The sequence below is a fragment of the Acinetobacter sp. YH12043 genome (assembly GCF_013419915.1).
Taxonomy (GTDB): Bacteria; Pseudomonadota; Gammaproteobacteria; order Pseudomonadales; family Moraxellaceae; genus Acinetobacter.
Window position 1 is genome coordinate 1 of record NZ_VOZD01000035.1, and the last position, 26,276, is coordinate 26,276.

Sequence of the window (26,276 nt, forward strand, 5' to 3'; positions counted from 1 at the left end):
ATGGGAGAGAATGTTCAAGAGTGGATTCTAAATGTTCAGATAAAGACATAAAAAAATGAGCGTATTTACATACACTCATTTTTACTACATTTTACTAAAATTTGCTTAACTGACTGGCATTACTCCATGTGAGGGATTTTTTATGCACGCTGTATTTACTATAGATACAAAACAAAAATATTTTATGTGAATTAAATCATTTAACTTCATTGAATAAAAATCAAAAAGAGTGAAGAACAATGAGTTTTATGACTGCAGATCAGGCCAAAATTTTATCGAACGTGGCTAATTTAAATATTGAAATGTACAAGCCTCGCTTGGCTCAACTGATTGAAGATAATGCCCGACTGGGCAATACCGCTGTGCTAACGGTATTTCCCAAACATTTGCCCTTGGAAGAAATTCGTGGTCTTTCGGCGGAATTGACTGAGCTTGGTTATAACGTACGCTTTGAGGTGCAGGAATTTTATTATAGCTTTAATGTCTACTGGCTATAATTTTATCAATTGTTCAAAAAAAAATCCTGTTCAGGCATATATTTTGCTGCATTTACCTCATAACGAAACTATGAGAAATTTATGTCTTTATTTATTCATCCTGCAGCACAGGCAGATGCACCTTATGTGGTGCTTTCATCCGGACTGGGCGGGCATGCCAGTTTCTGGAATCCTCAAATTAGAGTTTTACAGCAGCATTTTCATGTAGTCACTTATGATCAGGAAGGCTGTCATTCAGATTCTGAACTCTTGCCCATGTCTTATTCGATCGACCATATGGCCTGCCAGATTCTGGATTTATTGATCAATGATGGTATTCGAGAGTTTCATTTTATCGGGCATGCATTGGGCGGACATATCGGCATGCAACTGGCGACCTATCAAACTGAAAGAAAGTTTAAGCTGCTCAGTCTGACCATGTTAAATGCCTGGGGAGAGCTTGATGCTCATACTCAGAAATGTTTCGAGGCACGGACTTCGTTATTGGTGAATAGCGGAGCAGAGGCATATGTGAGAGCACAGGCTTTATTTCTTTATCCGCCGCAGTGGATCTCAACCCATATTGATCAGTTAACCGAAGCAGAAAATAAGCAGTTATTAGACTTTCTACCGATCCAAAATGTTCTGGCGCGTCTACAAGCCGTGCAGGCTTTTAAACTAAACGAAGAGCATCAGCAAGTATTAAAAGATGTTCCAATCCATCTGATTGCCAATCAGGATGATTTTCTGGTGCCTTATCAACGGTCACAGCAATTACAACAATGCCTGCCGCATAGTTACCTCAGTTTGCTTGATACAGGTGCACATGCATCTACCGTGACCGAAACGGATCAGGTCAATCAGCTGATCCTTTCCTTCTTGATTTCCACTTAGTTTGAAGATTTTTTAAAAGCCAGACCTCCTGTCTGGTTTTTTATTTTTCTAATCAATTATTTTTGTAGCATCAGCATGGTTTTTACTTCGAATTGATGCATGAACTGCAAATGCACAAATTGCTACGAGTGCACTTGAATGAAACAGTATGTTCAAAATTGACTCATAGGTAAAAATAGATATTTTACTAAAAATTCAAAAAATAAAATATTAAGTATATGATATTTATAAATTAAATATAGTTGGCACACGCTTTGCAATGTTTATCTTGTAAATAAAATTCCCGAAGTGGAATCAGAATTTTGAATAAGTGTTAAAAATAATGAGGTGTGAAAATGAAAATAGGTGTCTTCTGTCCAATCGGAAATAATGGCTGGTTACTCTCTGAAAATGCACCGCAGTACATGCCGACTTTTGAGTTAAATAAACAAATCGTACAGCGCGCTGAGCACTATGGTTTCGATTTCGCACTTTCCATGATCAAGCTGCGTGGCTTTGGCGGCAAGACTGAATTCTGGGAACATAACCTGGAAACGTTTACCCTGATGGCAGGTCTTGCGGCTGTCACCAGCAAAATTAAAATTTTCGCAACTGCCGCAACTCTGGTGATGCCACCTGCAATTGTCGCGCGCATGGCATCAACCATTGATTCGATTTCAAATGGCCGTTTTGGTCTGAATGTCGTAACTGGCTGGCAGCCACCTGAATATACCCAAATGGGTATGTGGCCAGGTAATGACTATTTTGGCAAACGCTATGAATATCTGTCTGAATATGTACAAATTCTGCGTGAACTTTGGGCGACTGGTAAATCAGACTTTAAAGGCGAACATTTCCAGATGGAAGATTGCCGTGTTAGCCCACGTCCACAAGCCGACATGAAGATTATCTGTGCAGGTCAATCTGATGCAGGTTTAGAGTTTTCTGCACAATATGCTGACTATAACTTCGTGTTTGGTAAAGGCCTGAATACTCCAACAGCTTATGCAGAAATTAATGACCGCCTCAAAGAAAAAACAGATGTGACTGGCCGTGATGTACAGACTTATGTGCTGTTTATGGTGATTGCTGCAGAAACTGATGAAGAAGCGCAAGCCAAATGGCAGCACTATAACGATGGTGCTGATATGGAAGCGATTAACTGGCTGATGAATCAAGGCGGTAAAGATACCACTTCCGGTGCAGACACCAATATCCGTCAAATGGCTTCTAGCGTATCTCCAGTCAACATCAATATGGGTACGCTGGTGGGTTCTTATGAAAATGTGGCACGAATGTTGGATGAAATTGGTGAGATCAAAGGTACGGAAGGCGTACTACTAACTTTTGATGATTTTATTCAAGGGGTTGAAGACTTTGGTCAAAAAATCCAGCCGCTAATGAAATGCCGTGATCATATTGTCATTGAAGATGAAGCGCCAGTTTTGGAGAAAAGCGCATGAGTGAATCAGTCGTAACAGCCGGTTTTACGGAAAAACTCGGCACAGGAAAAACGCTTAAAGCGGAACCCGAAGCGATTTGTCTTGCACCAGAACAGACAGCCTTGATTGTGATTGATATGCAAAATGCCTATACCTCTCAGGGTGGCTATCTGGATCTGGCGGGCTTTGATGTCTCGAAAACCAAGCCCGTGGTTGAAAATATTAAAAAGGCCGTTGATGCCGCACATGCAGCCGGTATTCAGGTGATTTATTTCAAAAATGGCTGGGATGCAGAATATAAGGAAGCGGGTGGTAAGGACTCTCCAAATTTCCATAAATCCAATGCCTTAAAGACCATGCGTAAACGTCCTGAATTACAGGGGCAATTGTTAGCAAAAGGTGGCTGGGATTTTGAGCTGATTGATGATTTAAAGCCACTGCCACAAGACCTGGTGATCGAAAAGCCACGTTATAGCGGTTTCTTTAATACTGCGCTGGACAGCATGTTACGTGTCCGAGGTATTCGCAATCTGGTCTTTGTCGGGATTGCCACCAACGTGTGTGTGGAGTCGACGCTACGTGATGGCTTCTTCCTGGAGTATTTCGGTGTCGCACTTGCTGATGCCTGCCATCAGGCCGGTCCAGTCGAAGCGCATGAAGCCAGTCTGTATAACATCAAGACTTTCTTTGGCTGGGTATCAGATACCAAAAATTTTGTAGAGACCTTTCAAAAAGAAAGTGAGTCACTAAAAGAAACTAAATTAGCTGTAAGCGCATAAAGAATTAAAGAACAGAATTAAGGAAAAAATAGTATGCCTAAAGAAATCATTATTCCAGCAGGAACATCGAAACCATTAGCACCGTATGTACCGGCAACCAAGGCAGACAATATCGTGTATGTATCCGGTACATTAGCTTTTGATGAAAATAATAATGTGGTGCATGTCGGTGATGCCGCAGCACAGACCCGTCATATTCTGGAAACTATCAAGCGTGTGATTGAGGAAGCAGGCGGCAGTATGGATGACGTGACCTTTAACCATGTCTTTGTCAAAGACTGGGCAGATTATGCTGCGATTAATGCAGTTTATGCAGAGTATTTCCCGGGAGATAAGCCGGCACGGTATTGCGTACAGACAGGTTTAGTCAAACCTGATGCGCTGGTCGAAATTGCTTCGATTGCCCATGTATAAGTCGATCTACCTGATTCAATCTCATTACTAGATGCCCCAGGTCTGAAACTGAATATTGACTTGGGGGCGGGAGAACAGCATGAATGCCAAACTATCTAAAATCATCATAGAGACAGTTGCAGAAAATAAAGCATTAAATAAGGTTTTGGCGACTAACGCATCGGGTGACATCTTTACCCAGGTCGATCAGCAGATTTTCCGTCAGGGCATGTCTAATCTAGGTGCTGCAGTGAATGTCATTACCACGCAAGGCGATGCAGGAATGGCTGGATTTACCGCTTCGGCCGTATGTAGCGTGACGGATACACCACCAACGTTACTGGTGTGCCTGAACCGTTCTGCGTCAGTCTATGAAACCTTTAAAAAGAATCAGGTGTTGTGTGTGAATACCCTGGCATCACATCAACAAAATCTTTCCAATCTGTTTGGTGGAAAAACACCAATGGCAGAGCGTTTCAGTCAGGGGAACTGGAAAACTTTGGTGACCCAGTCGCCTGTACTTGAAGATGCCTTAGTCAGTTTTGACTGCGAGGTGGTCCAATGTTTATCCGTAGGCAGTCATGACGTGCTGTTCTGTGAGGTGAAAGCCATGTGCCAGCGTCAAGGCAATGCGCTGATGTACTTCAACCGTTCTTACTGTGAGCCACACAAAATGTGCTAATTCAATTCAATCCTAATCAAGGAGGGGAAGCCGATGCAAGAAAAAGAAACGTGGTTTCCAAAATTTAAGCCTTACCAAGGCAATCTCGATACCACACCCGTGCAAACAGATGAATATCTGCCTGCTGGAAAAAGTATTATTCTCGGGTTGCAGCATGTGTTTGCCATGTTTGGCGCAACCGTGCTGGCACCCTTATTAATGGGGTTTGATCCCAATCTCACGATTTTCATTACCGGGATTGGGACCATTTTATTTTTCCTGATCACGGGCGGTCGATTGCCTAGTTATCTGGGATCCAGCTTTGCCTTTATTGGTGCGGTCGTCGCAGTTACAGGTTATTCCGGAGTTGGTGCGAATCCTAATATCGGACTGGCCCTTGGCGGCACCATTGCTTGCGGTATTGTCTATGCCTTGATTGGGCTGCTGGTGATGAAAACCGGTACCAACTGGATTGAAAAACTGATGCCACCTGTAGTGACAGGCGTGATCGTGATGATCATCGGTTTGAACCTGGCTCCAGTCGCGATTAAAAGCGTTTCAGCGAACCAGTTTGATTCCTGGATGGCATTAATCACGATTATCTGTATCAGTGTGATTGCTGTGTTTACCCGAGGAATGGTACGCCGTCTGCTGCTGTTATTAGGCTTATTATCTTCCTACCTGATTTATTTCCTTTTCACGAATGTGATGGGCTTCGGACCTGCGATTGATTTTACCAAGGTCAGTGAAGCAGCATGGTTTGGTTTGCCTAATTTCCAGAGCCCGGTATTTGAAATGAATGCCATGCTGATGATTGCACCAGTGGCGATTATTTTAGTGGCAGAAAATCTGGGGCACTTTAAAGCTGTATCTGCGATGACCGGTAAAAACCTGTCACCGTATATGGGACGCGGTTTCTTTGCTGATGGGGTGTGTACTTCATTATCCGCTTCTGTCGGTGGTACGGGGATGACCACTTATGCTGAAAATATCGGTGTGATGGCAGTCACCAAGGTTTATGCAACCACGGTATTTGTCTTCGCGGGTATCTTCGCGATTTTACTCGGACTTTCACCTAAATTTGGTGCAGTGATCAGTACCATTCCAGTGGCTTTATTGGGTGGTGCATCGATTGTGGTCTTTGGTCTGATTACGGTGGCTGGTGCAAAAATCTGGGTAGATAACAAGGTTGATTTTACCAAGAACAGTACGCTGATTATTGGTGCCGTGTGTCTGATCATGGGTACAGGGAACTATAGCTTGCAGATTGGTGGTTTTGATCTGGGGGGTATTGGTACTGCGACTTTAGCTGCGATCTTACTCAATCTATTCCTGAATCGTGGTGAAGATAAAGAATTGCCAGCATCTGAACCAGCTGAAACCATAACTGAGGTTGAGGCTAAGCCAGTCGTTTAAAATGAGGAGCATTTTTTGAGTCATACAATTGCATTTTTAGGACTCGGGGCAATGGGCTGGCATATGGCCTCCCATTTGCCAAAACTCGGACATCAGGTGTGGGTCTGGAACCGTACTGAACAGAAAGCTGTAGCGCATGCCGAAACTTTTGTAACGCAGGCAGTTGGTATTGAGCAGGCGGTTCAGGCAGATTTTATCTTTTCCTGTTTACCGACCAGTCAGGATGTAGAAGCATTAATTGCAGCTCATCCACCCAAACAAGGTGCAATCTGGATTGACTGTACCAGTGGTGTACCGGAATCTGCCCAGAAACTGGCGAAGCTCTTGGAGCAACAAGGTAGTTTTTATCTGGATGCACCGGTTTCTGGCCAAACCATTGGAGCAGAACGCGGTACTTTAACTGTGATGGTCGGAGGTAATGAACAAGCCTTTGAACAAGTCAAACCGATTATTGAAGCCTTTGCTGGCTTGATTGAATATGTAGGAGAAAATGGTTCGGGCTTTGCGGTGAAAGCCGTGAATAATACCCTAATGGCGACTCATTTATGGGCATTGGCTGAAGGGCTGACTGTGCTAAAAGGACAGGGCGTTGATTTAAGTAGCGCACTGAACTGTATTAATCATTCCAGCGGTAAAAGCAGCATGTCGGAAAATATCATGGCGCAGCGTGTACTGAACCGTGAGTTTCACAAGACTTTTGCACTGGATCTGTTACAGAAAGATATTGGCATTGCTTTGGAGCTGGTACAGCAACAGCAACTGGATTTATCGGTGATGTCTTTGGTTCAGCAAGAGTTTCAGCAGATTGCCAAACCTCAGGCCAGTCAGCTGGATTTCTCTGCTGCGGTGCAAGGACTGGAACAGCGGACTCAAATTGAATTAAGAAGATAATCTTTTCAAACAATATTAAAGACAGTGTTAAAGAAGTTATAGCTATAGATATATCAGTTTAAAATTTAAAAAGCCGGGAATTTTAATTCCCGGCTTTATTTATTCATTAGGCAGCTCAATAGCCTAAGTAAATCTTAATTCTGCTGATTTGCTTGATATTCCTGAATCACTTCAAGCGCTGCACGGAAGGCTTCCTGAGTAGCAGGGGCACCGCAGTAAGGCAGGCTATGCAGTAGCACTTCCTGAATTTCTTCAACTGTTGCACCATTATTCAAAGCGCCACGAACATGGCCTTTCAATTCAGTTGGGCTTTTTTGCGCGGTAAGAAAAGCAATGGTAATTAAAGAACGGTATTTACGTGGTAAAATCCCTTCACGTTGCCAGGTTGAGCCCCAGGCATGTTCATTAATCCAGTCCTGCAAAGGCTGAGTAAAAGGAACCGTATTGTCCTGAGCACGTTTTACAAAACTTGCACCCATCACTTCAGTACGGACTTTCAAGCCATTTTCATAATCTTGTTGTGACATCATTGACCCTCAATTTTATTATGGGTCTAGCTTAACGTTTAATATCTTAAATACCATCGTGCAATAGTCGTAAAAAAGTGGCTGAATAGCCACTTGTGATATTCCAAAGTGAAATCAGGAAATAACCTCACTTTGGAAAGCAAGATCCGATTTAGATAAAAGTTCTATCTAAGGACTGGTTGAATGTGAAGGTGCACTTTGAACTGAAGTATCGGTACCTGTTGCATCTGCTTTCGAAATATGAGGATTTTCAAGTTCCAATACTTCCTGTAAATGCAGATCGAAGACATCAGTCAACATGCTGTCGTAGCGACGCGCATTATAGTCCAGCAACTTATTGGCTTCTTCTTCATTAATAAAGCCTTGTTCATGCGCATCAGCCACATGATCAGCAAAACTGAGTCCTTTAAATTGACCTTTGTTTTCGGCTTTTTTAAAGCGATCCCAAAGCTGCTCAATTTCCAGTAACATGGTGAAGGTTGATTCCATACGACCATTCACATCATCTTCCGCTGTGCTATAGAAAACATGCTTTTTCAGTACTTTCCGGAAAGCGTTATCTTCCATCATGACATTTGCGACTTCCTGTTTAAGTCGGTCAGATGGCTTCGCGACAGGTCGGCCAAATGGGAAACAGATAAGTTTGACCATGCCAGCAGCAACACCCACCGGGAAATTTGCAAACAGGTCATAAAACGCTTCCTGAGCCGTATATAAAGATTTCTCAATTGCCAATTGTGCATGCAGACGTTCAGCTTCAGTTTTTTTGCTATGTTCAAAGAATTTCAGGATTGCCGTCGCAATAAACAGATGGGCATGAATATCAGCCAGACGGCCAGAAAGCATTTCCTTGCGTTTAATATCACCGGCAAGTAAACCCAGACACATATCTGCAGTCAGGGCAAAGTTGGCACTGAGCCGGTTAATAATCTTGTAATAAGGACGGGTAAAATCAACTGCACTTTGTGGCGCAGCACTTGAACCACCGCTAAAAGCATAGGCAAAAGAGCGGGCAGTCCGGTTAAAGGTATAACCCAGATGCTTAAATAACATAATATCGAATGGATTCAGAGCGGCTTTTGGGTCTTCAGCTTGCAGAAGCTGTAATTCTTCATACAAATAAGGATGGCAACGCATCGAGCCTTGACCAAAGATCATCAATGAGCGGCTGAGAATATTGGCGCCTTCGACTGTAATCGATACTGGAATGGCCTGATAGTTGAGAGCCAGGAAGTTACGAGGTCCCATTTGAATCGCACGGCCACCCACGACATCCATACCGTGATTGACAATTTTACGCATGGTCTCAGTGGCATAGTATTTAGCAATTGCCGTCATGACTGCCGGTTTACCACCTTGGTTCAGACCACAAGTCACTAAATAACGGAAAGCTTCCAGCATATAGGCATCACTGGCGATTTCGCTATTGGCTTCCTGTACGCCTTCAAATTTACCCACCGAAATCTTGAATTGCTGACGGATTCGAGAAAATGCACTGACATTCAGGTAAGTCATTTCGGCACTGGAGGTAGATAAAGCCGGTAGGGAAATACCACGGCCAACTGCCAGACATTCCATCAGCATACGCCAGCCTTTGCCGGCATTTTTCACGCCACCAATGATCCAGTCTAAAGGAATAAATACATCCTTACCTTCAACAGTACCATTCATAAAAGGGGAGCCAGGATTATGACGTGGACCGACTTTTACCCCTTCATGATTGGCCGGTAGCAAGGCACAAGTAATCCCATAATCTGTTTTATCACCGAGTAAATGATCAGGGTCATACATTTTAAAAGCCAGACCAACCACGGTGGCAATTGGTGCTAGAGTAATCCAGCGTTTGGAGAAATTCATTCTCAGTCCCAAGACTTCCTGACCTTCAAACTGTCCATAGCAGACCACACCGGTATCTGGAATCGCACCGGCATCTGAACCGGCTTCAGGACTGGTCAGACCAAAACATGGGATTTCTTCACCTTTGGCCAGACCGGGTAAATAACGATCTTTTTGTTCATCGGTACCATAATGTAGTAACAACTCACCCGGCCCAAGTGAGTTAGGCACCATACAGCTCACAGCAGCAGTGAGAGAGCGTGAAGAAATTTTGCTCATCACCCGGCTTTGAGCAAAGGAACTAAAGGCACGACCGCCGTATTCTTTGGGAATAATTAGTCCCAAGAAGCCATTATCTTTAATATATTGCCAGATATGTTCAGGCAGCATTTTCTTCTCATGAATTTTCCATTCATCCAGCATGCTACACAGCGTTTCGACTTCGTTATCCAAGAATGCCTGTTCCTCAATGGAAAGTTTTGGATAGGGATAGCTATTAAAGGTTTCCCAGTTCGGCGCACCCATAAAGAGTTCTTTTTCCCACCAGCTGGTGCCGGAATCAAGAGCCTCACGTTCTGTCGGGCTAATGCTCGGCATGGCATCCGCTAATGCCTTATAGGCTGGCCTGGAAATGAAAGACATACGCAAAGGTTCGATCATGACGACCAGACTGATCAGGATCAGGGGAATACCCAGAATCAGTGACCAAGGACTGATAAAGGCACAAACCACTGACATGACAATCAGGGTAATTGCACCAGTGGTACGGGAGAGTTGAAAAAAGAAAATCGCCCATAAACTGGCAATGAGAAGAAGTACGGCGAAAATAAATAGCATTGTTATATTTCTCCAGGGTCATACAATTGTGATGCTGCCGATCTCCCTAAGGTGTCTTCATAAGACTTGATCAATTTTTTTACATCGCTTAAGCAACTGGCAAATTCACAATTGTTCTTGTGAGAACAATCGTTATTAAATATTTCAACGATATATTGAAGTGTTTTATCTGTTTTTGAGATTGTTTGAAAAATGCGCAGTCTTCAAGTGAGAACACGCAAAGAAATGTGAAGATAAGTAATAACTTAATCTCCAAGAGAGGGTAGGTAAAATAATTAAAAAGTGAACAAATATAAATTTAGTTAGGCATAAAAAAGCCCTCTACTTGAGAGGGCTTTGATCTAAGTCATTTTAAGCTTCAATCGCCTGCACAGCGATTTTTTTCGCTGGATCAACTTTACGGCGTACTTCCGGAACCGGTTCACCATAGTATTGACGATCTGCAAAGTAACTTGAACGTACCATCGGTGCTGACCAGATATTCTTAAAGCCAAGCTTACGGCCATGTTCTGCATAACGTTCGAATTCTTCTGGCGTTACAAAACGGTCGATTGGCGCATGCTGTTTAGATGGCTGTAGATACTGGCCAATCGTTACATAATCCACGTCATGTGCTTTCAGGTCGTCTAACAGAGCGAGAACTTCTTCTTCAGTTTCACCAATACCGACCATCAAACCACATTTGGTTGGAATTTCTGGGCAATAATCTTTAAACATTTTCAACAGATTTAAAGAGTGCTGATAATCAGAACCTGGACGCATGGCTTTATACAGACGTGGCACAGTTTCAATGTTGTGGTTAAACACGTCTGGTGGACATTCAGTCATGATGCGTAAAGCGATGTCCATACGACCACGGAAATCAGGTACCAGAATTTCCAGCAAAGTCTTTGGACTCAAAGCACGAGCTTCTTTAATACAGTCCACAAAATGCTGTGCACCGCCATCCAGCAGGTCATCACGGTCTACTGAAGTGATGACTGCATATTTCAGACCCAGGTTGGCAATCGTTTCTGCCATATGACGCGGTTCATCCGGATCAAGTGCATTTGGACGACCATGTGCCACATCACAGAACGGACAGCGACGCGTACAAATATCACCCATAATCATAAAGGTTGCTGTACCCCCACCAAAACATTCAGGCAGGTTCGGACAGGCAGCTTCTTCACATACGGTATGCAGTTTTTGCTGACGAAGTGTAGTTTTAATACGCTGAACTTCCTCGGGAGCGGCCATTTTCACGCGGATCCAGTCCGGTTTACGTGGCGTTTCAACCGTAGGAACAACTTTTACAGGAATACGGGCGACCTTTTCTGCGCCGCGAAGTTTGATACCCTGTTCAGGTTTACGGTTTTCAGACATATATAACTTTTCCACTGTTTTGAAGGAGGGAGATAAATCAAAGTTAACACTTTTTTAATTATAACGAAACTCGGGTGAAATAGGGCGAAAAGGATTATTCATTTAAAAAATGTTCTTATCACACAATATATGTAAGTTAAATACACCAAATTGGCAGCAATTACGTCATAATATAGCGTAGATTAAAGCAAAATTTTTTAATTTTAAGGAGCGTTGAATGCCACGTAAAAAAGAGGTCGTTAGTGGGACTTTCGTTAAGTACGATGCGGTAGTTCTAGGTTCAGGCCCTGCGGGCGAAGGCGCGGCAATGAAACTTGCCAAATCTGGTAAGCGTGTTGCAATTGTGGATATGCGTGAACAGCTGGGTGGTAACTGTACTCACGTAGGTACGATTCCAAGTAAGGCATTGCGTCAAACGGTATCCAGCATTATCCGTTATCAACGTGATCCAATGTTTCAAAAAGTAGGTGAATGGAAACAATTCACCATGAAACAGGTACTGCGCAATGCACATAAAGTGATTCAGCAGCAGGTGGATACTCACTCACGTTTTTATGACCGTAACAAGATTGATATCTATCATGGTCGTGCTTACATTCAAGACGCAAATACGATCTTTGTATTTACACCAGATGGCATAAAAGAAACTATTATGTTCCAGCAACTGGTGATTGCGACCGGTTCACGTCCATACCGCCCAGAAATTCTTGATTTCAATCATCCACGTGTATTTGATTCAGATAAAATTCTGGATCTGGATTTCTCAATCCAAAAAATCATTATTTATGGTGCAGGTGTGATTGGCTGTGAATATGCATCGATCTTTATTGGTCTAGGACATAAGGTTGACCTAATTAACACCCAACCAAAACTGCTCAGCTATTTAGATGATGAAATCTCTGATGCGTTGTCTTATCACTTACGTGAACAGGGTGTATTGATCCGTCATAATGAACAGATCGACTTCCTTGAAACTTCTGATGATTATGTGGTTCTACATACACAAAGCGGTAAGAAAATTAAGGCAGATGCGATTCTGTGGTGTAACGGCCGTTCAGGGAATACTGACGGTTTAGGCCTTGAAAATATTGGCCTGAAACCAAACAGTCGCGGTCAATTAACCGTGAATGAGCAGTATCAGACTGAAGTCGAAAATATCTATGCTGCAGGTGACGTGATTGGCTGGCCATCATTGGCTTCTGCTGCCTATGACCAAGGTCGTTGCGCAGGTGCTAACATGAGCGGTGAGCAAGATGTTGCACCCGTGACTGATATTCCGACTGGTATTTATACCATTCCGGAAATCTCTTCAATCGGTAAAACTGAGCAGCAGTTGACTGAAGAAAAAATTCCGTATGAAGTGGGTCAGGCTTCTTTCCGTCATCTGGCGCGTGCGCAGATTACCGGTGATACAGTTGGCGAATTAAAAATCCTGTTCCATCGCGATACGCTGGAAGTTCTGGGTGTGCATTGCTTTGGTAATAATGCATCGGAGATTATCCACATTGGTCAGGCAGTCATGAACAGCCCGAACAATACGATCAAGTATTTTGTGGAAACCACATTCAATTATCCAACGATGGCAGAAGCCTATCGTGTGGCGACATTGAATGGTATGAACCGTTTATTCTAATTTGATTTATTCAGGTTAGATAAAAACCCGCAAGTTTGGCTTGCGGGTTTTTTATTTTCCAGATTGAAAAAATTCAATTTCGTCAATAATGCTGGAAATTAGGCTGCCATTTTGCGGCATTCTTCAGCACAGCGACGGCAAGCTTCTGCACATTGCTGGCAATGATCATCCTCATGATGGCCACATTCTTCTACACAATAATCGCAAGCTTTAGCGCATAGCTCGCAAATCTCTTTCATAAATGGAGATTGCTTTTGTTGCATGCGGGCGCAGAGCTGACACAGATCAGCACAGTCCAGACAGCGCTGGATACATTCCCGCATCATTTCTAAATGTTCTTCTTTCAGGCAGGCACTGGCACAGTTGGTACAGGCCAGCGAGCAGGTCATACATGCGCGGATACAATCTGAAAATTGAATCTCGTTCATTTTCTTCTCCTTTTTGCAGCTTATAGCAATGGCTTGATTTTTAATACGCTAAGCAGAAAAGGAAAAATACACTAGGCAGTTTGAGTGAGAAAAAGTAATCCGATTGCCGATTTTGTTAAAAGCTGTATTTTTAAAAAATTTAATTTAAAACCTCTATCCTGATATTCCCAAAATAGGATGACTAAAAATTTAAAAATAAAACCATTGAGGCGGTCATTCCTCAATGGCGGAAAATCTACATGATGAGTCGTTATTGTCGAAGGCTTAAATGACCTTTCTCTTTATTATATTTTTATGGTGATTAAAATGGACGACTACCTGCCAGGCTGATACGTTTTAATAAACGGCGCTGATCAGCAGGGAAAGGACGGCGTGAATGTAGAGTAACCTGATTGTCCCAGAACACGATATCGCCTGCTTCCCAATGGTGCTCATAAGCGAATTCAGGTTTTAAGACATGCTCACGTAATTTTGCAATCAGTTCATTGCCTGCCTGATCATCATAATTTACCAACTCAACTTCGGTATGAGTATTTAACCAAAGTGCTTTACGGCCAGATTCAGGATGGGTACGTACCAGTGGGTGCGGGTAGGCATGACCTAAAATTGGCTGATCTTTAAAGCGATATTTTGGCATATTACCTGCATAAGCATTACCACCTTTATTGCTCTGGAAGCGTACAAATGGATTATAGGTAATGAGCTGTAACTGATCGATTTTTGCTTTGGTTTTTTCATCTAAGGCTTCATAAGCCTTGATGGTATTGATCCAGGACGTCTGGCCACCGTCTTTTGGCAGTTCAATGGCATAGAGTAAAGAGCCAAAAGAAGGTAACGGTGTCCACTGGTGATCGGCATGCGGTGCAAGTTCACCGTGACCGGTGTAATCCCCTTGACCGACTGCATTGGAAACTGGTACGACATCAGGTGGAGTGCCCGTATCTGTTTTAGAAGCCAGCACTGGCGTGTCGGCATCTGGACGGAAAATCGAACCGAAATAGGTGGCAAATGCCAGATACTGTAGATCATCCAGACTTTGATTCTTAAAGATCAGGATCAATTGTTCAGCCAGAGCCTGCTTCAGACGCAGGATGGTTTCGCCAGATTGGGCTTTACGGGCATCGAGGCCATAAACCACTGCGCCTAGGGCTTGATCTGCCTGCGGGACAATTTTGATTTCATCAGTATTCTGGAACTGATCTTGCTGATGCCAGCGTGGTGCATCGTGAATGGCTTGTGAAAGTTGGGTCAAGCTTGTCATTGGAAAGTCTCTGAATTTTCTTGTTGCAGAAAATCTAAAAAAAACCAGAGCAAAAATAAAATCAAAAGAATTGCTAAACTTATGAAAAACTTAATAAAAATATCTAAATGATTGATTTGATATCTTTTAATTAAAATGGCAAAACAAAGTCCTAAAGCTGCTGAAAAATGTCAAATATTTGACAATCAGTGTGCGCAAAAAGCCTGATTAAAGTACTCAAACAGTTCTGGAGTCTGGCTCCAGAGCAATAGAGAAATAGCGAGCAGAAGTACCATTGCTATCGCAATGGAAAGCTTGAGCAGAAAGGTGGAATCAGTCATGTACGATTTGCTCCTCATTTACCCATAAGTGCACCAGTACACCAAAAATACTTAAGGCAATCGACAGCATCCATACCGCATTATAATTGCCACTCATGTCATGGTTTACACCGCCGAGCCAGCCGCCAAAGAATGAACCGACCTGATGGGTAAAGAATACAATCCCGCTGAGCATGGTCAGATATTTCACGCCAAACATATTGGCAACAATACCGTTGGTCAGTGGTACGGTAGAAAGCCATAATAATCCCATGATGACACCAAACGCATAGACCGTCCAGGTGCTTAAAGGCAGCATCAGAAAGGCGATAATTGCAAGCCCGCGCAGACCGTATAAGCCCATTAGCAGACGTGGTTTGGAATATTTTCCACCGAGCCAGCCAGCCGTATAGGTGCCGACAACATTAAACAGGCCCACTAGTGCCAGGAAAATGGTGCCAGTTGTAGCATTGAACCCATGATCAATCAGATAACCCGGCAGGTGAATCCCGATAAAGACCACCTGAAAGCCACAGACAAAAAAGCCCATCGCCAGAAACCAGAATGGCTTATGGTTTTTGACTACGACTAAAATATCTTTAAAGCTGAGTGATACCTTATTCGGCGTAGATATGGCATTTGGATCGACATACATCGGGGCTTTTAGCATCCAGGCCAAAGGTACAATCAAAGCGATTAAAATTGCGCTGACGACAAGTGCTGCTGACCAGCCGACATTCTGTAAAAGTAATAGCGTTGAAGGCAGCATAATAAACTGGCCGAAGGAGCCTGCTGCACTGGCAATCCCCATTGCCAGACTGCGTTTTTCAGGTGGTGCAGCTCGTCCAACCGCAGATAATAAAACCGGGAAAGAGGTGGCAGACAAGGCCAGACCTAAAATCAGCCCGACGCTGAGATTCAACAATAATCCGGTTGAACTGACAGCCATCAATAACAGGCCAAGCGCATATAAGGCACCGCCAATGGCAACAACAATCTTGCTGCCATATTTATCAGCGAAGGCACCAGTAATGGGCTGAACAGCACCCCAGATCAGGTTCTGCATGGCAATGGCTAAACTAAAGACATTATGACCCCAGCCAAATTCTTCACTCATTGGCACCAGATACAGGCCAAATGCATGACGAATCCCCAAAGATAAAGCCAGAATAATGGCAGCGCCAATCAGCATACAAATCAGGGTTCTGGAAAATTGACTGTCAGCCATAAGTCATTCATGCATATAAAGTTGATAGGTATAGTATTCGATTCAACCTAGAGAGGCGATAAAATAAAAATTAATCAAACGATAAATTTTTTTTATAGCTGCATAGAACGTCAGAAAACAGAACAACGGCCGTAGCCGCTGTCCTGAAGTATTCAGTTTTTTTAATGAAAGAATTAATTGATTAGAAACGCATCCCGAATCCGGCATAGGCCAGAATTGGATTGACTTCAATATCGGCTTTGGAGCGAATCAGTTCACCTAGATTTGCATCTGTTACCGTAATCGTGGTGTCATTTTTCAGATGAGCATAAGATACAGAACCTACCGCGAACCAGGTATCATTAAAGTCATAAGTAAAGCCGACAGTCGCGACAGGAGCAAAGGCATCAGACGCTTCCAGATCTACTTTTGGATTAGCACTACTTTCTATCCCATCTAGAGAAGCGCCAGCTTTGCCTTCCTTAATGTTGGCAATCATATGACCGGCTTTAATCAGGTCTTGTTCAGTACTTGAATTGATTTCCAGTTCATTGAAATAGGCATACATGAGTCCAAGCCCGACATAAGGACGGAATTTATTGACACCTGTTTTGCCAAAATGGTACTGAAATTCAAAAGCCGGGGTCCAGGCACGTGCAGATGCTGCCGGTCCATATGCTTCCAGATCCGTAATCGGGATGTCATTTTTTAAGTCAATACTCGGTAAATCAATGCCACCCGGTATTTGAGGAATTAAATCAATACTTGGCGTTGCCATTGCAGAGAATGGTGCATAAATCTTGCCTTTACCTTGCAAGTCGACTTTGGGAGGAATGCCGGCTTTTATTTCCAGTGAGACATTGTCGGTAAAGAAATAGTTGGTCATGATCCCGAGTGTAGTGACATCATCAGCTTCCAGACCTGTTCCAGCATTATTCCAGCTTTCCAAGCCATAAATCTCTGCACTGCCACTTAAATTGCCAGATAAAGTTTTTCCGCCTAAGCCATCGATGAGGTTAATGAAGCCGGTTGAAAGATTCGACTCCATAGCAGGATCAAGATTGCCTTTGACTGCAGCGATCGAGATGTCACCAACTTTAGCCGTTTCACCATCTTGAACTGCTGTATTTACCGCAAATGGTTGTGCTTTTCCTTGTGGCATGACATGCAGTGCACCGACTGAAACGGAAAATCGCTTAAAGCCATCGCCATCCTGTAGGCTGAAATATGGGGATTCTGCATGTGCAAGCAGGGGTAGTGTGGCTAGACCTGCCATGCATACCATGATTGTCTTCATTGTTCAGAGGACTCCTTGTCCGTGCTAGTTATTTGTTTTTCTATTGAACAATTTAGTTAAATCTCACCAATTTACACAGTTACAGAACGAGTAGTGAAAAGTTAACAGAAAGTAAAAAATGCCAAAATTTGTATAAATTGTATTAATAAAATATATATTTATGTAAAAATTATTATGAATAGTGAAGATAAATAGGATATTAATTTTTATAAAATTTTCAGTTTTATCGAAGTAATAGAATAATAAGTGGGTAACATTTTTCTCATTAATCTAAGTTTTAAATAATGATTTAAGCTTTCTATCCTGGACGTGATTTGTACAAGAAATCAGAAAATTTTCTGCTCAAAACCTACTAGAAAAAGCTTGAATAAATTTAGCCAACCGGTGGTACACAGCAGATAGAGTTTTTTTGTACAATAGCCGCATAAATTATTGAGTATTGCGCATGAGCTCCCAAAATTCTCCCAAGAAAAAGCCCTTGGTTAATTTACCGTTTCCATTAAAACAAGCAGAACAATCTGCTTCAGATGAGGTTCTGGAAGATCTACGACCTAAACCGCAGCGTTATGCCGACCGGACCTGGATGCCACCTCGTGGTACACGCCGTTCAATGGGCAAACGTTAAAAAATAAAAAAGCCATGAAGTTCATGGCTTTTTTATGAGTAAAATTTGGGAGCTACCTTAGCGAACTGTTTTACGTGCTTTATTTTCAGGTTTTGGTGGGGCAATCTCACGATCACCTTTCCAGACATCAATAAAGTCTTTTTCATTGATATTATAAAGTTCCAGAAGTGCCAAAATCACAGCACCAAACAGCATGGAACCTTCAGAATTATTCTGGAAATCAAAAATCTTGCCATTCAGGTTATGCAGAATATCTTCAATCTCAAATACACGATCACGGCCATTGCTGTCGACCGGATAAATCTGAGTGTTAAGCAGAATCTTGGCCAGACTCTTTTCATTGTCGGTCAGTGCCAGAACATCAATCAGCTCATCTGTTGCCGGAGTAAAAATCACCGAATCCCGAAAGATGGTATGCAGGAATTGCGACGTAATTTTCGGAAGCGCTTTTTCTACAAAAGGCCGGAAAGATTGCGGAAAAATGACATTGTGAGAAATGCCTTTGAACATTGGAGCGATCTCTTCGACTTTATAACCAGCAATGCCACAACCGACCGAAGTAATAAAATATTTAATTTTAGGATGGTTCTTGGTGTAAATCTTGAAGTCATCAATATAGTGCTGGATTTGTGAGAGAGGCATCTGTTGCAAATGCTCATTCATAGTCGGAATGGCATAACTTTGACCTGCCCAGCCACGACCAACCCCCATGACCGCCCCAAAATGCTCATAAGCTGTTCTGGCTGCTCCTCCGGCATGTTGTCCAGCCAAGTTGCTTCCGAAAACAAATACCGTATTTTCTGGCAGAGATTTAACAATACTTTCATCGTGATAATGGTAAGTCATGGCTTTTTTATTCGATGTCCTGATTAGCTTCATGTTGCCTTTGAACGCTATAAGGGTCAAGGTGAAATTAATCTTTATTACATCATCAGATAAGGCAGAACTTTGTCCAGAAATTTTAGCTGAATAGCGAATAAGCTAGAATGAAGTAATGATCCGGCTCGAAATTTATGCTGATTCAATTTTGATAGAAAAGTTTAGATCTAAAACGACTTTAAGCTACGAAAGCATAATATTTCACTCGATTTATTTTACTAAACAGAAACCTGGATAGGGATTGAGTAATTCAGTTTTACCCCCATAATAAATTGAGTCGATATCCGCAGTGAAATGATTAAAGCTATGAGTGATAAACAACCCTTTGAACTGGTGACCAATTATCAACCTGCTGGCGATCAGCCACAGGCCATTGAAAAGCTGGTCAAGGGTATAGAAAAAGGCTATCACGATCAGCTTTTGCTGGGGGTTACCGGTTCAGGTAAAACCTATACTATGGCCAATGTCATTGCCCATACCCAGCGTCCGACTATTGTCATGGCCCATAACAAAACGCTGGCTGCACAGCTCTACGGCGAATTTAAAGCATTTTTCCCGAATAATGCGGTTGAATATTTTGTCAGTTATTATGACTACTATCAGCCAGAGGCCTATGTACCATCTTCAGATACCTTTATCGAGAAAGATGCGGCAATTAATGACCACATTGACCAGATGCGTCTTTCGGCCACCCGTGCACTTTTAGAACGTCGCGACGCAATTATTGTCGCTTCAGTGTCTGCGATTTACGGTCTGGGTGATCCGAATGCCTATATGAGCATGTTGCTGCATGTGGTCGAAGGCGACCGTATTGGACGTGATGATATTATTCGCCGTCTGGTTGAAATGCAGTATTCGCGTAATGAACTGGAATTCCTGCGCGGTACCTATCGTATTCGTGGTGAGATCATTGATATTTTCCCAGCCGAATCGGATCAGGATGCCATCCGGATTGAGCTGTTTGATGATGAAGTCGACTCCATTCGCTGGTTTGATCCTTTAACCGGGAAAATGATCCGTAAAGTGCCGCGTGTCACGATCTATCCTAAAAGTCACTATGTAACACCGAAAGACAATTTGGCTCGCGCGATTGAAACCATTCGAGATGAATTAAAAGAACGTCTGGTCTTTTTCCGTGAAAATGACAAGTTGCTGGAAGCTCAGCGGATCGAGCAGCGTACCCGTTATGATCTGGAAATGATGCAGCAGCTCGGTTATACCAACGGTATCGAAAACTATTCACGTCATTTATCGGGTCGTCCGGCAGGCGAAGCACCGCCGACGCTTTTTGATTATGTACCCGATGATGCCTTGCTGATTATCGATGAATCGCACGTGACTGTTCCACAAATTGGAGCCATGTACAAAGGTGACCGTTCCCGTAAAGAAAATCTAGTGAATTACGGTTTCCGCTTGCCAAGTGCACTGGATAACCGTCCAATGAAATTTGAGGAATGGGAACGTATTGTACCGACGACCGTGTACGTCAGTGCCACACCTGCACGATATGAACTGGAAAAATCTGAACAGGTAGTCGAGCAGGTGGTTCGTCCAACCGGTCTGATTGATCCGGAAATTGAAATCCGTCCAGTCTTGACACAGGTCGATGATGTATTGTCTGAAATCAATATTCGTAAGGAAATGAATGAGCGTGTGCTGGTGACGACCTTGACCAAGCGTATGGCGGAAGACCTGACATCCTATTTAAAAGAATATGGAATCAAGGTTGCCTATTTGCACTCCGATATTGATACTGTTGAGCGTGTGAAAATTATTCATGAGCTGCGTACCGGTGTGCATGATGTTCTGGTCGGCATTAACCTGCTGCGTGAAGGTCTAGATATGCCAGAAGTTTCACTGGTTGCGATTTTGGATGCGGATAAAGAAGGTTTCCTGCGTTCAGAGCGTTCACTGATCCAGACCATTGGTCGTGCAGCGCGTAACTTGAAAGGTAAAGCGATTTTGTATGCGGATCGCATTACCGATTCTATGCAAAAAGCGATTGATGAGACTGAACGCCGTCGTGCCAAACAGATCCAGTTTAATGAAGAGCATGGCATTACACCACGTAGTGCAGTACGTCAGGTGATTAAGGAAATTGATACAGGCGAAGTGCTGGATGATGAAACTATTGAGCTGAAAGCTTCCGATCAGGCCCGTGCGATCAGTGCAGATGAACGCCATATCATGGCCGATCCAAAGATGTTCGCGAAGCATATCAATAAACTGGAAAAAGAAATGCTCAAGGCTTCAAAAGAACTACAGTTTGAGCAGGCTGCACGTATACGGGATGAAATTTTACGTTTAAAAGCGCAGATGTTAAGTTAGGTCTGTGTGTAAATTACAGATTTAAATTACGTAAAATCAATCACAAACCTAACATAATGCTACAAAGTATGTCTGCAGATGCCGCTATTGTAAGTACGAAATATTCATGTTGAAAATTTTGTCCTGATCAACAAATAGGTATCGTATGACAACTAAAAATAATCTCCCTCATGCGGGATTGAAACTTGCAAAAATTGCAGTGGGTGGTGCAGTTCTACTTGGACTCGGGGCTGCAACTATGGCTTATGCCAAGAACGATTCTTTACCCACTGTAGAGAAAGTTGAACTGGATCGTTATTTGGGCACCTGGTATGAAGTGGCTCGTAAACCACTTACATTCCAGAACAAGTGTGATCGTGATGTTACGGCGACGTATACATTAAATGAAAATGGTAACGTTAATGTAGATAACCGCTGTATCCAGAAAAATGGTCAGGTGACCCAATCCGTAGGTGAGGCATACATTCAGAATGCACCTTATAACACCAAGCTCAAAGTAAGTTTCTTACCAGAGTTTATTCGCTGGTTGCCAGTGGGCCGTGGCGATTATTGGGTATTGAAACTGGATGATAATTATCAAACCGTACTGGTCGGCGAGCCTAAACGTAAATATATGTGGGTATTGTCACGTGATCCTCAACTGGATCAGAACGTGGTGAATGAATACCTGCAATATGCGCAATCTGTGGGTTATGATTTGAGTGATGTGATTCATACCAAACAGACCCAACAGGCAAGAAAATAAAAGGCCACTTGGGTTAGGTATAAAAACCATGCTTCGGCATGGTTTTTTAATGCTTCTCTTTTTTGAATTATATATTTTGCCTTGCTATCACCTTTGGTCAGATGAATCTTCAAGCTTTATTTTAGACTAATCGTTATAATGCGCTGGAATGATCTTGGGTTTGAAGCATGTATAAAGGCATTGCATTATCGGTATTGGCATCAGTAGTATTTGGTGTTCTTTATATATTCACGCCATTTTTGCAGCCTTTAGACAGTGAACAGACCTTTGCCTGGCGGATGTTGGCGACCATTCCATTTTTGACTGCGTTCATGTGGTGGTCAGGTGACCTCAGCCATATCACTCAAATTTTAAAACGCATTCTCAAACAACCTGCTTTTCTGCTCTGGTTGATCATCAGTTCCCTGTTATGTACGACACAGTTGTGGCTCTTTTTATGGGGACCAATTAATGGCCGCGGTTTACAGGTATCCCTAGGATATTTCCTGTTGCCCTTAGTCATGGTGCTGGTCGGATGTGTGCTTTATAAGGAAAAACTATCGCGCTGGCAGATGGCAGCAGTCGCACTGGCCATATTAGGTGTGGGACATGAAATCTGGCGAATCGGTTCGATCGCCTGGGAAACGGTCTATGTGGCTTTGGCTTATCCACTGTATTTCTTCCTGCGCCGTCGCTTTGGTACGGATCACTTGGGTGGATTCTGGTGGGACTTGTGTCTGATTCTGCCAGTGGCTTTCTATCTGGGCTTTGTACATAGCGATTCTCTCAAGCTTATGGTCAGTTTCCCTCATCTCATCTTGGCAGTGTTGGGTTTGGGCTTCTTAAGTGCTTTAGGCTTAGGTAGTTATATTCTGGCAAGCCGTTATCTGCCTTTCGTAATTTTTGGTCTGCTGAGCTATCTGGAGCCAGTACTTTTGGCTTTTGCGTCTATGGCATTAGGGGAGCGGGTTGAAGCCGGCGAATGGCTGACCTATCTTCCGATCTGGCTGGCCGTCGTATTGTTGGTAATTGAAGGTATACTACACATTATTGAACAACGAAAAAGACGCCTGACACTAGCACAAAATTTAGAGCGTTATCAGAAACGTTTAGATTCTTGAATGATAAATTTGGCTGAATAAACAACATTTAACAAAAATCTGGTTTTTACAGGGAATAGATGATTTTTCAAATTTTAAATGCAAAATCATCTGACTAATTACAATTATTTTCAAAATTTATAGTGAATATATCGGATTTTCGGCCAGAGTTAATCAGCTTTTGATTCAAACTTGCGGCCAATTCCATTACAATTATCGGGTTTTGAAATTTATGCTTAGATTTACAATTAATTAGAGGACGTATCTGTGAGCAAAGACACTATCGTTGCCCTCCATGCAGAGCACCAAGGTCGTTGGAAAAACCGTGAAGAACTTGCGGAACGTATGATTGCCCTAGTAGGTCAGTTATATCGTGAAAAAAATATCGTAGCTACAGTTTACGGTCGCTCTTTAATTAACCGTTCTGTAATCCAGATCCTTAAAGCGCATCGTCGTACTCGCGTATTAGACGTTGAGCTTTCTGTTGTAGACACTTTCCCAATCCTTGAAGCATTGGCAAAAGTGGAAAACATCGGTACTGCTGAAATTGATCTAGGCAAACTTGCTGTTGAATTCAAAGCAAAAGGTGGTGATGTTAACGCATTCGTTGCTGACGCTGTGAAATCACTTGAAGGCAATGCAACTTCTGTAGAAGGTAAAGACGTGGTGCTTTACGGTTTCGGTCGTATCGGTCGTATCCTGGCCCGTTTGATGATCAGCCAGTCAGGTCTAGGCCGCGGCTTGAACCTGAAAGCAATCGTAGTTCGTAAATCATCTGACGGTGACCTTGAAAAACGTGCGTCTTTATTACGTCGTGACTCAATCCACGGTCCATTTGCGGGTACGATTTCTGTAGACGAAGAAAACGAAGCAATCATTGCAAACGGCCAGTTCATCAAAGTGATCTATGCATCTAATCCATCTGAAGTGGATTACACTGCATACGGTATCGAAAATGCTTTAGTGATCGACAACACTGGTAAATGGCGTGATGCTGAAGGTCTTGCTCAACACCTGAAATGTCCAGGCGCTGCTCGCGTAATTCTGACTGCACCTGGTAAAGGTGACATGAAGAACGTTGTATTTGGTGTGAACCAGGCTGACATCCTTGATGAAGATCAAATCATCTCTGCTGCAAGCTGTACTACCAATGCGATCACTCCAACACTGAAAGTGTTAAACGACAAATACACAGTGATCAATGGTCACGTTGAAACAGTTCACTCGTTCACAAACGACCAGAACCTGATCGACAACTACCATAAAGCTGATCGTCGTGGCCGTGCTGCAACATTGAACATGGTTATTACTGAGACTGGTGCTGCTAAAGCGGTTGCGAAAGCACTTCCTGCACTGAAAGGCAAGTTGACTGGTAACTCTGTACGTGTTCCTACGCCAAACGTATCTCTTGCAATTCTGAACCTGACTTTAGACAAAGAAGTTGATCGTGATGAAGTAAATGAATACATTCGCCAAATCTCAATCAATTCTAACCTTCAAGGTCAAATCGGTTATACAAACTCGACTGAAGTTGTATCTTCTGACTTTATCGGTTCTCGTACTGCAGGTGTATTCGACGCTCAAGCGACCATCACTTCAGGCAACCGTTTAACTTGCTACGTTTGGTATGATAACGAAGTAGGTTATAGCTGCCAGGTACTTCGCATTGCTGAACAAATGGGCGGCGTAAGCTATCCAAAAGTTCCTGCTGAAACAAATGCATAATTTGTAGAAGTCATCTAAAAAAAGAGCCTCTTTTGAGGCTCTTTTTTATTGTGGAAAATAAAGTTGGCCAATCAGCTTAATAAAATCATATACATTAATTGATGGAAAATTCACCTTGATACGCTCATATGAATCTGTTAGCTTACAAATGGTAAGTACATTAAAAATAGTAAGTAATAACTAAAAACCGTGATCAAGAAAGGAACTCTTCAATGACCAAGTATGCAATCAGTCCATTGTTGGGACAGGTGCTATCTAATGAATGCCCATCCCGTGAAATACTGGAACATCTCACCAATAAATGGTCAGTGCTAGTATTGCGCTGTTTAAGTGAAGGTGTACATCGCTTTAGTGAGCTGAAACAGCGAATTGAAGGGGTCAGTGAAAAAATGCTGGCGCAAACCTTAAAAATGCTGGAGCAAGATGGTTTTATTTTAAGAACGGTGTATCCGGTTGTGCCACCCAAAGTGGAATATCAATTGACCATTACCGGTTCGCAAGCAGCAGAAAAAATAAACTATTTGATTGGCTGGGTAGAGCGCAGTTTGCCAGAGATTTTGGAAAATAAAGAGCGTGTTACTAAATAAAAATTAAATTGCTTTTGGGGCTTAGGATATGAAACCTATCAAGTTAGCCTGTATTTTAATAATGGCTTATTTTTTTCTTTTTATCTTTAGCTGTGCTGTCTTTGGATTATCAAAGTTTAGTATTGATAATGAAAATATCATAATTATAGCTATGAATTGGTCAGCAACTATGTTTGCTCCAGTTGCTTTGTTAATTACATTTAATCTTTGGAAATCGCAAAAGAATACAGAAATAATAGCTGAACAATGTAAATTGATAGTAATAAAAGTGATTGAGCTTGAGCATGTTTATCTTAGATTGAGAGATGGAGTTATTAGTTCCAACAAGACATTTGAGAATGTCAAATTACAGCTAAATAAATTTCGAGAACTAAGGGCGATAATTAAAGAAGAAAATAAGTTTTTGCAAGAATGTTTTCGAAATAGTAATTTTAAAAATGAAATACAAACATTCGATAAGGCAATATTTTCATTACAAAGTCAATTTAGTAATCTAGTTAATAATTTTGAAAATATTAAAGGAAATACTAAGGTTCCTATCTTGGATGAAGAGACTAACCCGGCGAATTCAAACATGAGGTGCGACAGTTTCAAAAGCCTTATGATAATCAACAAGCTGAGCAAATTTCTCTAATGGTGTAAGCCAATCTAACGCTTTTCTAGGACGAGTATTCAGTGACATAGCGA

The 26,276-nt window shown here is 42.4% G+C and carries 24 protein-coding genes and 1 pseudogene; 15 read left to right on the forward strand and 10 right to left on the reverse strand.

Annotated elements, in window-relative coordinates; translation table 11 throughout:
* Nucleotides 1-239: 239 nt before the first annotated feature.
* The 8 genes from FTU01_RS14005 to FTU01_RS14040 all read left to right on the forward strand — a co-directional run bounded on the left by FTU01_RS14005 (nt 240) and on the right by FTU01_RS14040 (nt 6,931).
* On the forward strand, nt 240-497 hold the full coding sequence (locus FTU01_RS14005; protein WP_004782755.1) for a hypothetical protein: 258 nt from the start codon (nt 240-242) through the stop codon (nt 495-497).
* 81 nt (nt 498-578) lie between these two features.
* Complete coding sequence (gene rutD, locus FTU01_RS14010; protein WP_180139675.1) at nt 579-1,370, forward strand: pyrimidine utilization protein D; 792 nt, start codon at nt 579-581, stop codon at nt 1,368-1,370.
* 335 nt (nt 1,371-1,705) lie between these two features.
* A complete protein-coding gene (gene rutA, locus FTU01_RS14015; RefSeq protein WP_004646490.1) occupies nt 1,706-2,812 on the forward strand; it encodes a pyrimidine utilization protein A in 1,107 nt (368 codons plus the stop codon).
* The gene (rutB, locus tag FTU01_RS14020; protein WP_180139678.1) at nt 2,809-3,570 is read left to right on the forward strand and encodes a pyrimidine utilization protein B; all 762 of its coding nucleotides are present in this window, start codon (nt 2,809-2,811) and stop codon (nt 3,568-3,570) included. Before rutA ends, rutB begins: the two co-directional genes overlap by 4 nt.
* Before the next feature lie 33 nt (nt 3,571-3,603).
* The gene (rutC, locus tag FTU01_RS14025; RefSeq protein ID WP_004646493.1) at nt 3,604-3,984 is read left to right on the forward strand and encodes a pyrimidine utilization protein C; all 381 of its coding nucleotides are present in this window, start codon (nt 3,604-3,606) and stop codon (nt 3,982-3,984) included.
* Between the two features lie 145 nt (nt 3,985-4,129).
* On the forward strand, nt 4,130-4,645 hold the full coding sequence (rutF, locus tag FTU01_RS14030; RefSeq protein WP_373686386.1) for an NADH-dependent FMN reductase RutF: 516 nt from the start codon (nt 4,130-4,132) through the stop codon (nt 4,643-4,645).
* Nucleotides 4,646-4,678: 33 nt separating this feature from the next.
* Nucleotides 4,679-6,040 carry a pyrimidine utilization transport protein G gene (gene rutG / locus FTU01_RS14035; protein WP_180139683.1) on the forward strand — a complete coding sequence of 454 codons (1,362 nt, stop codon included), beginning with the start codon at nt 4,679-4,681 and terminating at the stop codon, nt 6,038-6,040.
* A gap of 15 nt (nt 6,041-6,055) precedes the next feature.
* Nucleotides 6,056-6,931 (forward strand): NAD(P)-dependent oxidoreductase, encoded by an 876-nt coding sequence (locus FTU01_RS14040; protein WP_180139686.1) that lies wholly within the window; start codon nt 6,056-6,058, stop codon nt 6,929-6,931.
* Between the two features lie 134 nt (nt 6,932-7,065).
* Here FTU01_RS14040 and FTU01_RS14045 read toward each other — a convergent pair whose 3' ends face one another.
* The 3 genes from FTU01_RS14045 to lipA form a co-directional block, all read right to left on the reverse strand.
* A complete protein-coding gene (locus FTU01_RS14045; protein ID WP_004782744.1) occupies nt 7,066-7,458 on the reverse strand; it encodes a carboxymuconolactone decarboxylase family protein in 393 nt (130 codons plus the stop codon).
* A 168-nt stretch (nt 7,459-7,626) separates the two neighbouring features.
* Nucleotides 7,627-10,131 (reverse strand): acyl-CoA dehydrogenase, encoded by a 2,505-nt coding sequence (locus FTU01_RS14050; RefSeq protein ID WP_180139689.1) that lies wholly within the window; start codon nt 10,129-10,131, stop codon nt 7,627-7,629.
* Nucleotides 10,132-10,482: 351 nt separating this feature from the next.
* A complete protein-coding gene (gene lipA / locus FTU01_RS14055; protein ID WP_004782741.1) occupies nt 10,483-11,496 on the reverse strand; it encodes a lipoyl synthase in 1,014 nt (337 codons plus the stop codon).
* 217 nt (nt 11,497-11,713) lie between these two features.
* On the opposite strand from lipA, the gene sthA reads away from it, so the two are divergent.
* A complete protein-coding gene (gene sthA, locus FTU01_RS14060; RefSeq protein ID WP_004782740.1) occupies nt 11,714-13,129 on the forward strand; it encodes a Si-specific NAD(P)(+) transhydrogenase in 1,416 nt (471 codons plus the stop codon).
* A 98-nt stretch (nt 13,130-13,227) separates the two neighbouring features.
* Here sthA and FTU01_RS14065 read toward each other — a convergent pair whose 3' ends face one another.
* The 5 genes from FTU01_RS14065 to FTU01_RS14080 all read right to left on the reverse strand — a co-directional run bounded on the left by FTU01_RS14065 (nt 13,228) and on the right by FTU01_RS14080 (nt 17,621).
* Nucleotides 13,228-13,557, reverse strand: coding sequence for a four-helix bundle copper-binding protein (locus FTU01_RS14065; RefSeq protein WP_180139691.1), 330 nt, complete (start codon nt 13,555-13,557; stop codon nt 13,228-13,230).
* 301 nt (nt 13,558-13,858) lie between these two features.
* Nucleotides 13,859-14,818, reverse strand: a complete 960-nt coding sequence (locus FTU01_RS14070; RefSeq protein WP_179992243.1) for a TauD/TfdA family dioxygenase — start codon at nt 14,816-14,818, stop codon at nt 13,859-13,861.
* Between the two features lie 185 nt (nt 14,819-15,003).
* Nucleotides 15,004-15,138 (reverse strand): hypothetical protein, encoded by a 135-nt coding sequence (locus tag FTU01_RS15615; protein ID WP_257218399.1) that lies wholly within the window; start codon nt 15,136-15,138, stop codon nt 15,004-15,006.
* On the reverse strand, nt 15,131-16,345 hold the full coding sequence (locus FTU01_RS14075; RefSeq protein WP_180139694.1) for an MFS transporter: 1,215 nt from the start codon (nt 16,343-16,345) through the stop codon (nt 15,131-15,133). Before FTU01_RS14075 ends, FTU01_RS15615 begins: the two co-directional genes overlap by 8 nt.
* A gap of 181 nt (nt 16,346-16,526) precedes the next feature.
* On the reverse strand, nt 16,527-17,621 hold the full coding sequence (locus FTU01_RS14080) for an OmpW family protein (RefSeq protein WP_034702885.1): 1,095 nt from the start codon (nt 17,619-17,621) through the stop codon (nt 16,527-16,529).
* A 445-nt stretch (nt 17,622-18,066) separates the two neighbouring features.
* Here FTU01_RS14080 and FTU01_RS14085 point away from each other — a divergent pair, with 445 nt between their 5' ends.
* Nucleotides 18,067-18,246: a hypothetical protein gene (locus tag FTU01_RS14085; RefSeq protein WP_004782731.1), complete on the forward strand. Its 180-nt coding sequence runs from the start codon at nt 18,067-18,069 to the stop codon at nt 18,244-18,246.
* 57 nt (nt 18,247-18,303) lie between these two features.
* Here the strand turns inward: FTU01_RS14085 and FTU01_RS14090 are convergent, their stop codons facing one another.
* Nucleotides 18,304-19,092, reverse strand: a complete 789-nt coding sequence (locus FTU01_RS14090) for a hypothetical protein (protein WP_034580895.1) — start codon at nt 19,090-19,092, stop codon at nt 18,304-18,306.
* Nucleotides 19,093-19,431: 339 nt separating this feature from the next.
* Here FTU01_RS14090 and uvrB point away from each other — a divergent pair, with 339 nt between their 5' ends.
* The 5 genes from uvrB to FTU01_RS14115 all read left to right on the forward strand — a co-directional run bounded on the left by uvrB (nt 19,432) and on the right by FTU01_RS14115 (nt 25,589).
* The gene (gene uvrB, locus FTU01_RS14095) at nt 19,432-21,453 is read left to right on the forward strand and encodes an excinuclease ABC subunit UvrB (protein WP_180139697.1); all 2,022 of its coding nucleotides are present in this window, start codon (nt 19,432-19,434) and stop codon (nt 21,451-21,453) included.
* A 145-nt stretch (nt 21,454-21,598) separates the two neighbouring features.
* Nucleotides 21,599-22,198: a lipocalin family protein gene (locus tag FTU01_RS14100; protein ID WP_004782725.1), complete on the forward strand. Its 600-nt coding sequence runs from the start codon at nt 21,599-21,601 to the stop codon at nt 22,196-22,198.
* 167 nt (nt 22,199-22,365) lie between these two features.
* A complete protein-coding gene (rarD, locus tag FTU01_RS14105; RefSeq protein ID WP_034702892.1) occupies nt 22,366-23,298 on the forward strand; it encodes an EamA family transporter RarD in 933 nt (310 codons plus the stop codon).
* Nucleotides 23,299-23,544: 246 nt separating this feature from the next.
* The gene (locus FTU01_RS14110; RefSeq protein ID WP_004782721.1) at nt 23,545-25,002 is read left to right on the forward strand and encodes a glyceraldehyde-3-phosphate dehydrogenase; all 1,458 of its coding nucleotides are present in this window, start codon (nt 23,545-23,547) and stop codon (nt 25,000-25,002) included.
* A gap of 212 nt (nt 25,003-25,214) precedes the next feature.
* Nucleotides 25,215-25,589, forward strand: coding sequence for a helix-turn-helix domain-containing protein (locus tag FTU01_RS14115; RefSeq protein ID WP_125278388.1), 375 nt, complete (start codon nt 25,215-25,217; stop codon nt 25,587-25,589).
* Between the two features lie 568 nt (nt 25,590-26,157).
* Here FTU01_RS14115 and FTU01_RS14120 read toward each other — a convergent pair.
* Nucleotides 26,158-26,276, reverse strand: a pseudogene (locus FTU01_RS14120) (IS30 family transposase); the annotation flags it as partial.

Excerpts from the sequence above, each read along its gene's own strand:
- FTU01_RS14045 (WP_004782744.1), bottom strand. The coding sequence starts at position 7,458 with ATGTCACAACAAGATTATGAAAATGGCTTGAAAGTCCGTACTGAAGTG.
- FTU01_RS15615 (WP_257218399.1), bottom strand. The coding sequence starts at position 15,138 with ATGACTGATTCCACCTTTCTGCTCAAGCTTTCCATTGCGATAGCAATG.
- rutC (WP_004646493.1), top strand. The coding sequence starts at position 3,604 with ATGCCTAAAGAAATCATTATTCCAGCAGGAACATCGAAACCATTAGCA.
- FTU01_RS14075 (WP_180139694.1), bottom strand. The coding sequence starts at position 16,345 with ATGGCTGACAGTCAATTTTCCAGAACCCTGATTTGTATGCTGATTGGC.
- uvrB (WP_180139697.1), top strand. The coding sequence starts at position 19,432 with ATGAGTGATAAACAACCCTTTGAACTGGTGACCAATTATCAACCTGCT.
- FTU01_RS14085 (WP_004782731.1), top strand. The coding sequence starts at position 18,067 with ATGAGCTCCCAAAATTCTCCCAAGAAAAAGCCCTTGGTTAATTTACCG.
- rutA (WP_004646490.1), top strand. The coding sequence starts at position 1,706 with ATGAAAATAGGTGTCTTCTGTCCAATCGGAAATAATGGCTGGTTACTC.
- FTU01_RS14115 (WP_125278388.1), top strand. The coding sequence starts at position 25,215 with ATGACCAAGTATGCAATCAGTCCATTGTTGGGACAGGTGCTATCTAAT.
- FTU01_RS14065 (WP_180139691.1), bottom strand. The coding sequence starts at position 13,557 with ATGAACGAGATTCAATTTTCAGATTGTATCCGCGCATGTATGACCTGC.
- FTU01_RS14100 (WP_004782725.1), top strand. The coding sequence starts at position 21,599 with ATGACAACTAAAAATAATCTCCCTCATGCGGGATTGAAACTTGCAAAA.
- FTU01_RS14050 (WP_180139689.1), bottom strand. The coding sequence starts at position 10,131 with ATGCTATTTATTTTCGCCGTACTTCTTCTCATTGCCAGTTTATGGGCG.
- rarD (WP_034702892.1), top strand. The coding sequence starts at position 22,366 with ATGTATAAAGGCATTGCATTATCGGTATTGGCATCAGTAGTATTTGGT.
- FTU01_RS14090 (WP_034580895.1), bottom strand. The coding sequence starts at position 19,092 with ATGACTTACCATTATCACGATGAAAGTATTGTTAAATCTCTGCCAGAA.
- FTU01_RS14070 (WP_179992243.1), bottom strand. The coding sequence starts at position 14,818 with ATGACAAGCTTGACCCAACTTTCACAAGCCATTCACGATGCACCACGC.
- rutB (WP_180139678.1), top strand. The coding sequence starts at position 2,809 with ATGAGTGAATCAGTCGTAACAGCCGGTTTTACGGAAAAACTCGGCACA.
- FTU01_RS14005 (WP_004782755.1), top strand. The coding sequence starts at position 240 with ATGAGTTTTATGACTGCAGATCAGGCCAAAATTTTATCGAACGTGGCT.
- rutD (WP_180139675.1), top strand. The coding sequence starts at position 579 with ATGTCTTTATTTATTCATCCTGCAGCACAGGCAGATGCACCTTATGTG.
- lipA (WP_004782741.1), bottom strand. The coding sequence starts at position 11,496 with ATGTCTGAAAACCGTAAACCTGAACAGGGTATCAAACTTCGCGGCGCA.
- sthA (WP_004782740.1), top strand. The coding sequence starts at position 11,714 with ATGCCACGTAAAAAAGAGGTCGTTAGTGGGACTTTCGTTAAGTACGAT.
- rutG (WP_180139683.1), top strand. The coding sequence starts at position 4,679 with ATGCAAGAAAAAGAAACGTGGTTTCCAAAATTTAAGCCTTACCAAGGC.
- FTU01_RS14080 (WP_034702885.1), bottom strand. The coding sequence starts at position 17,621 with ATGAAGACAATCATGGTATGCATGGCAGGTCTAGCCACACTACCCCTG.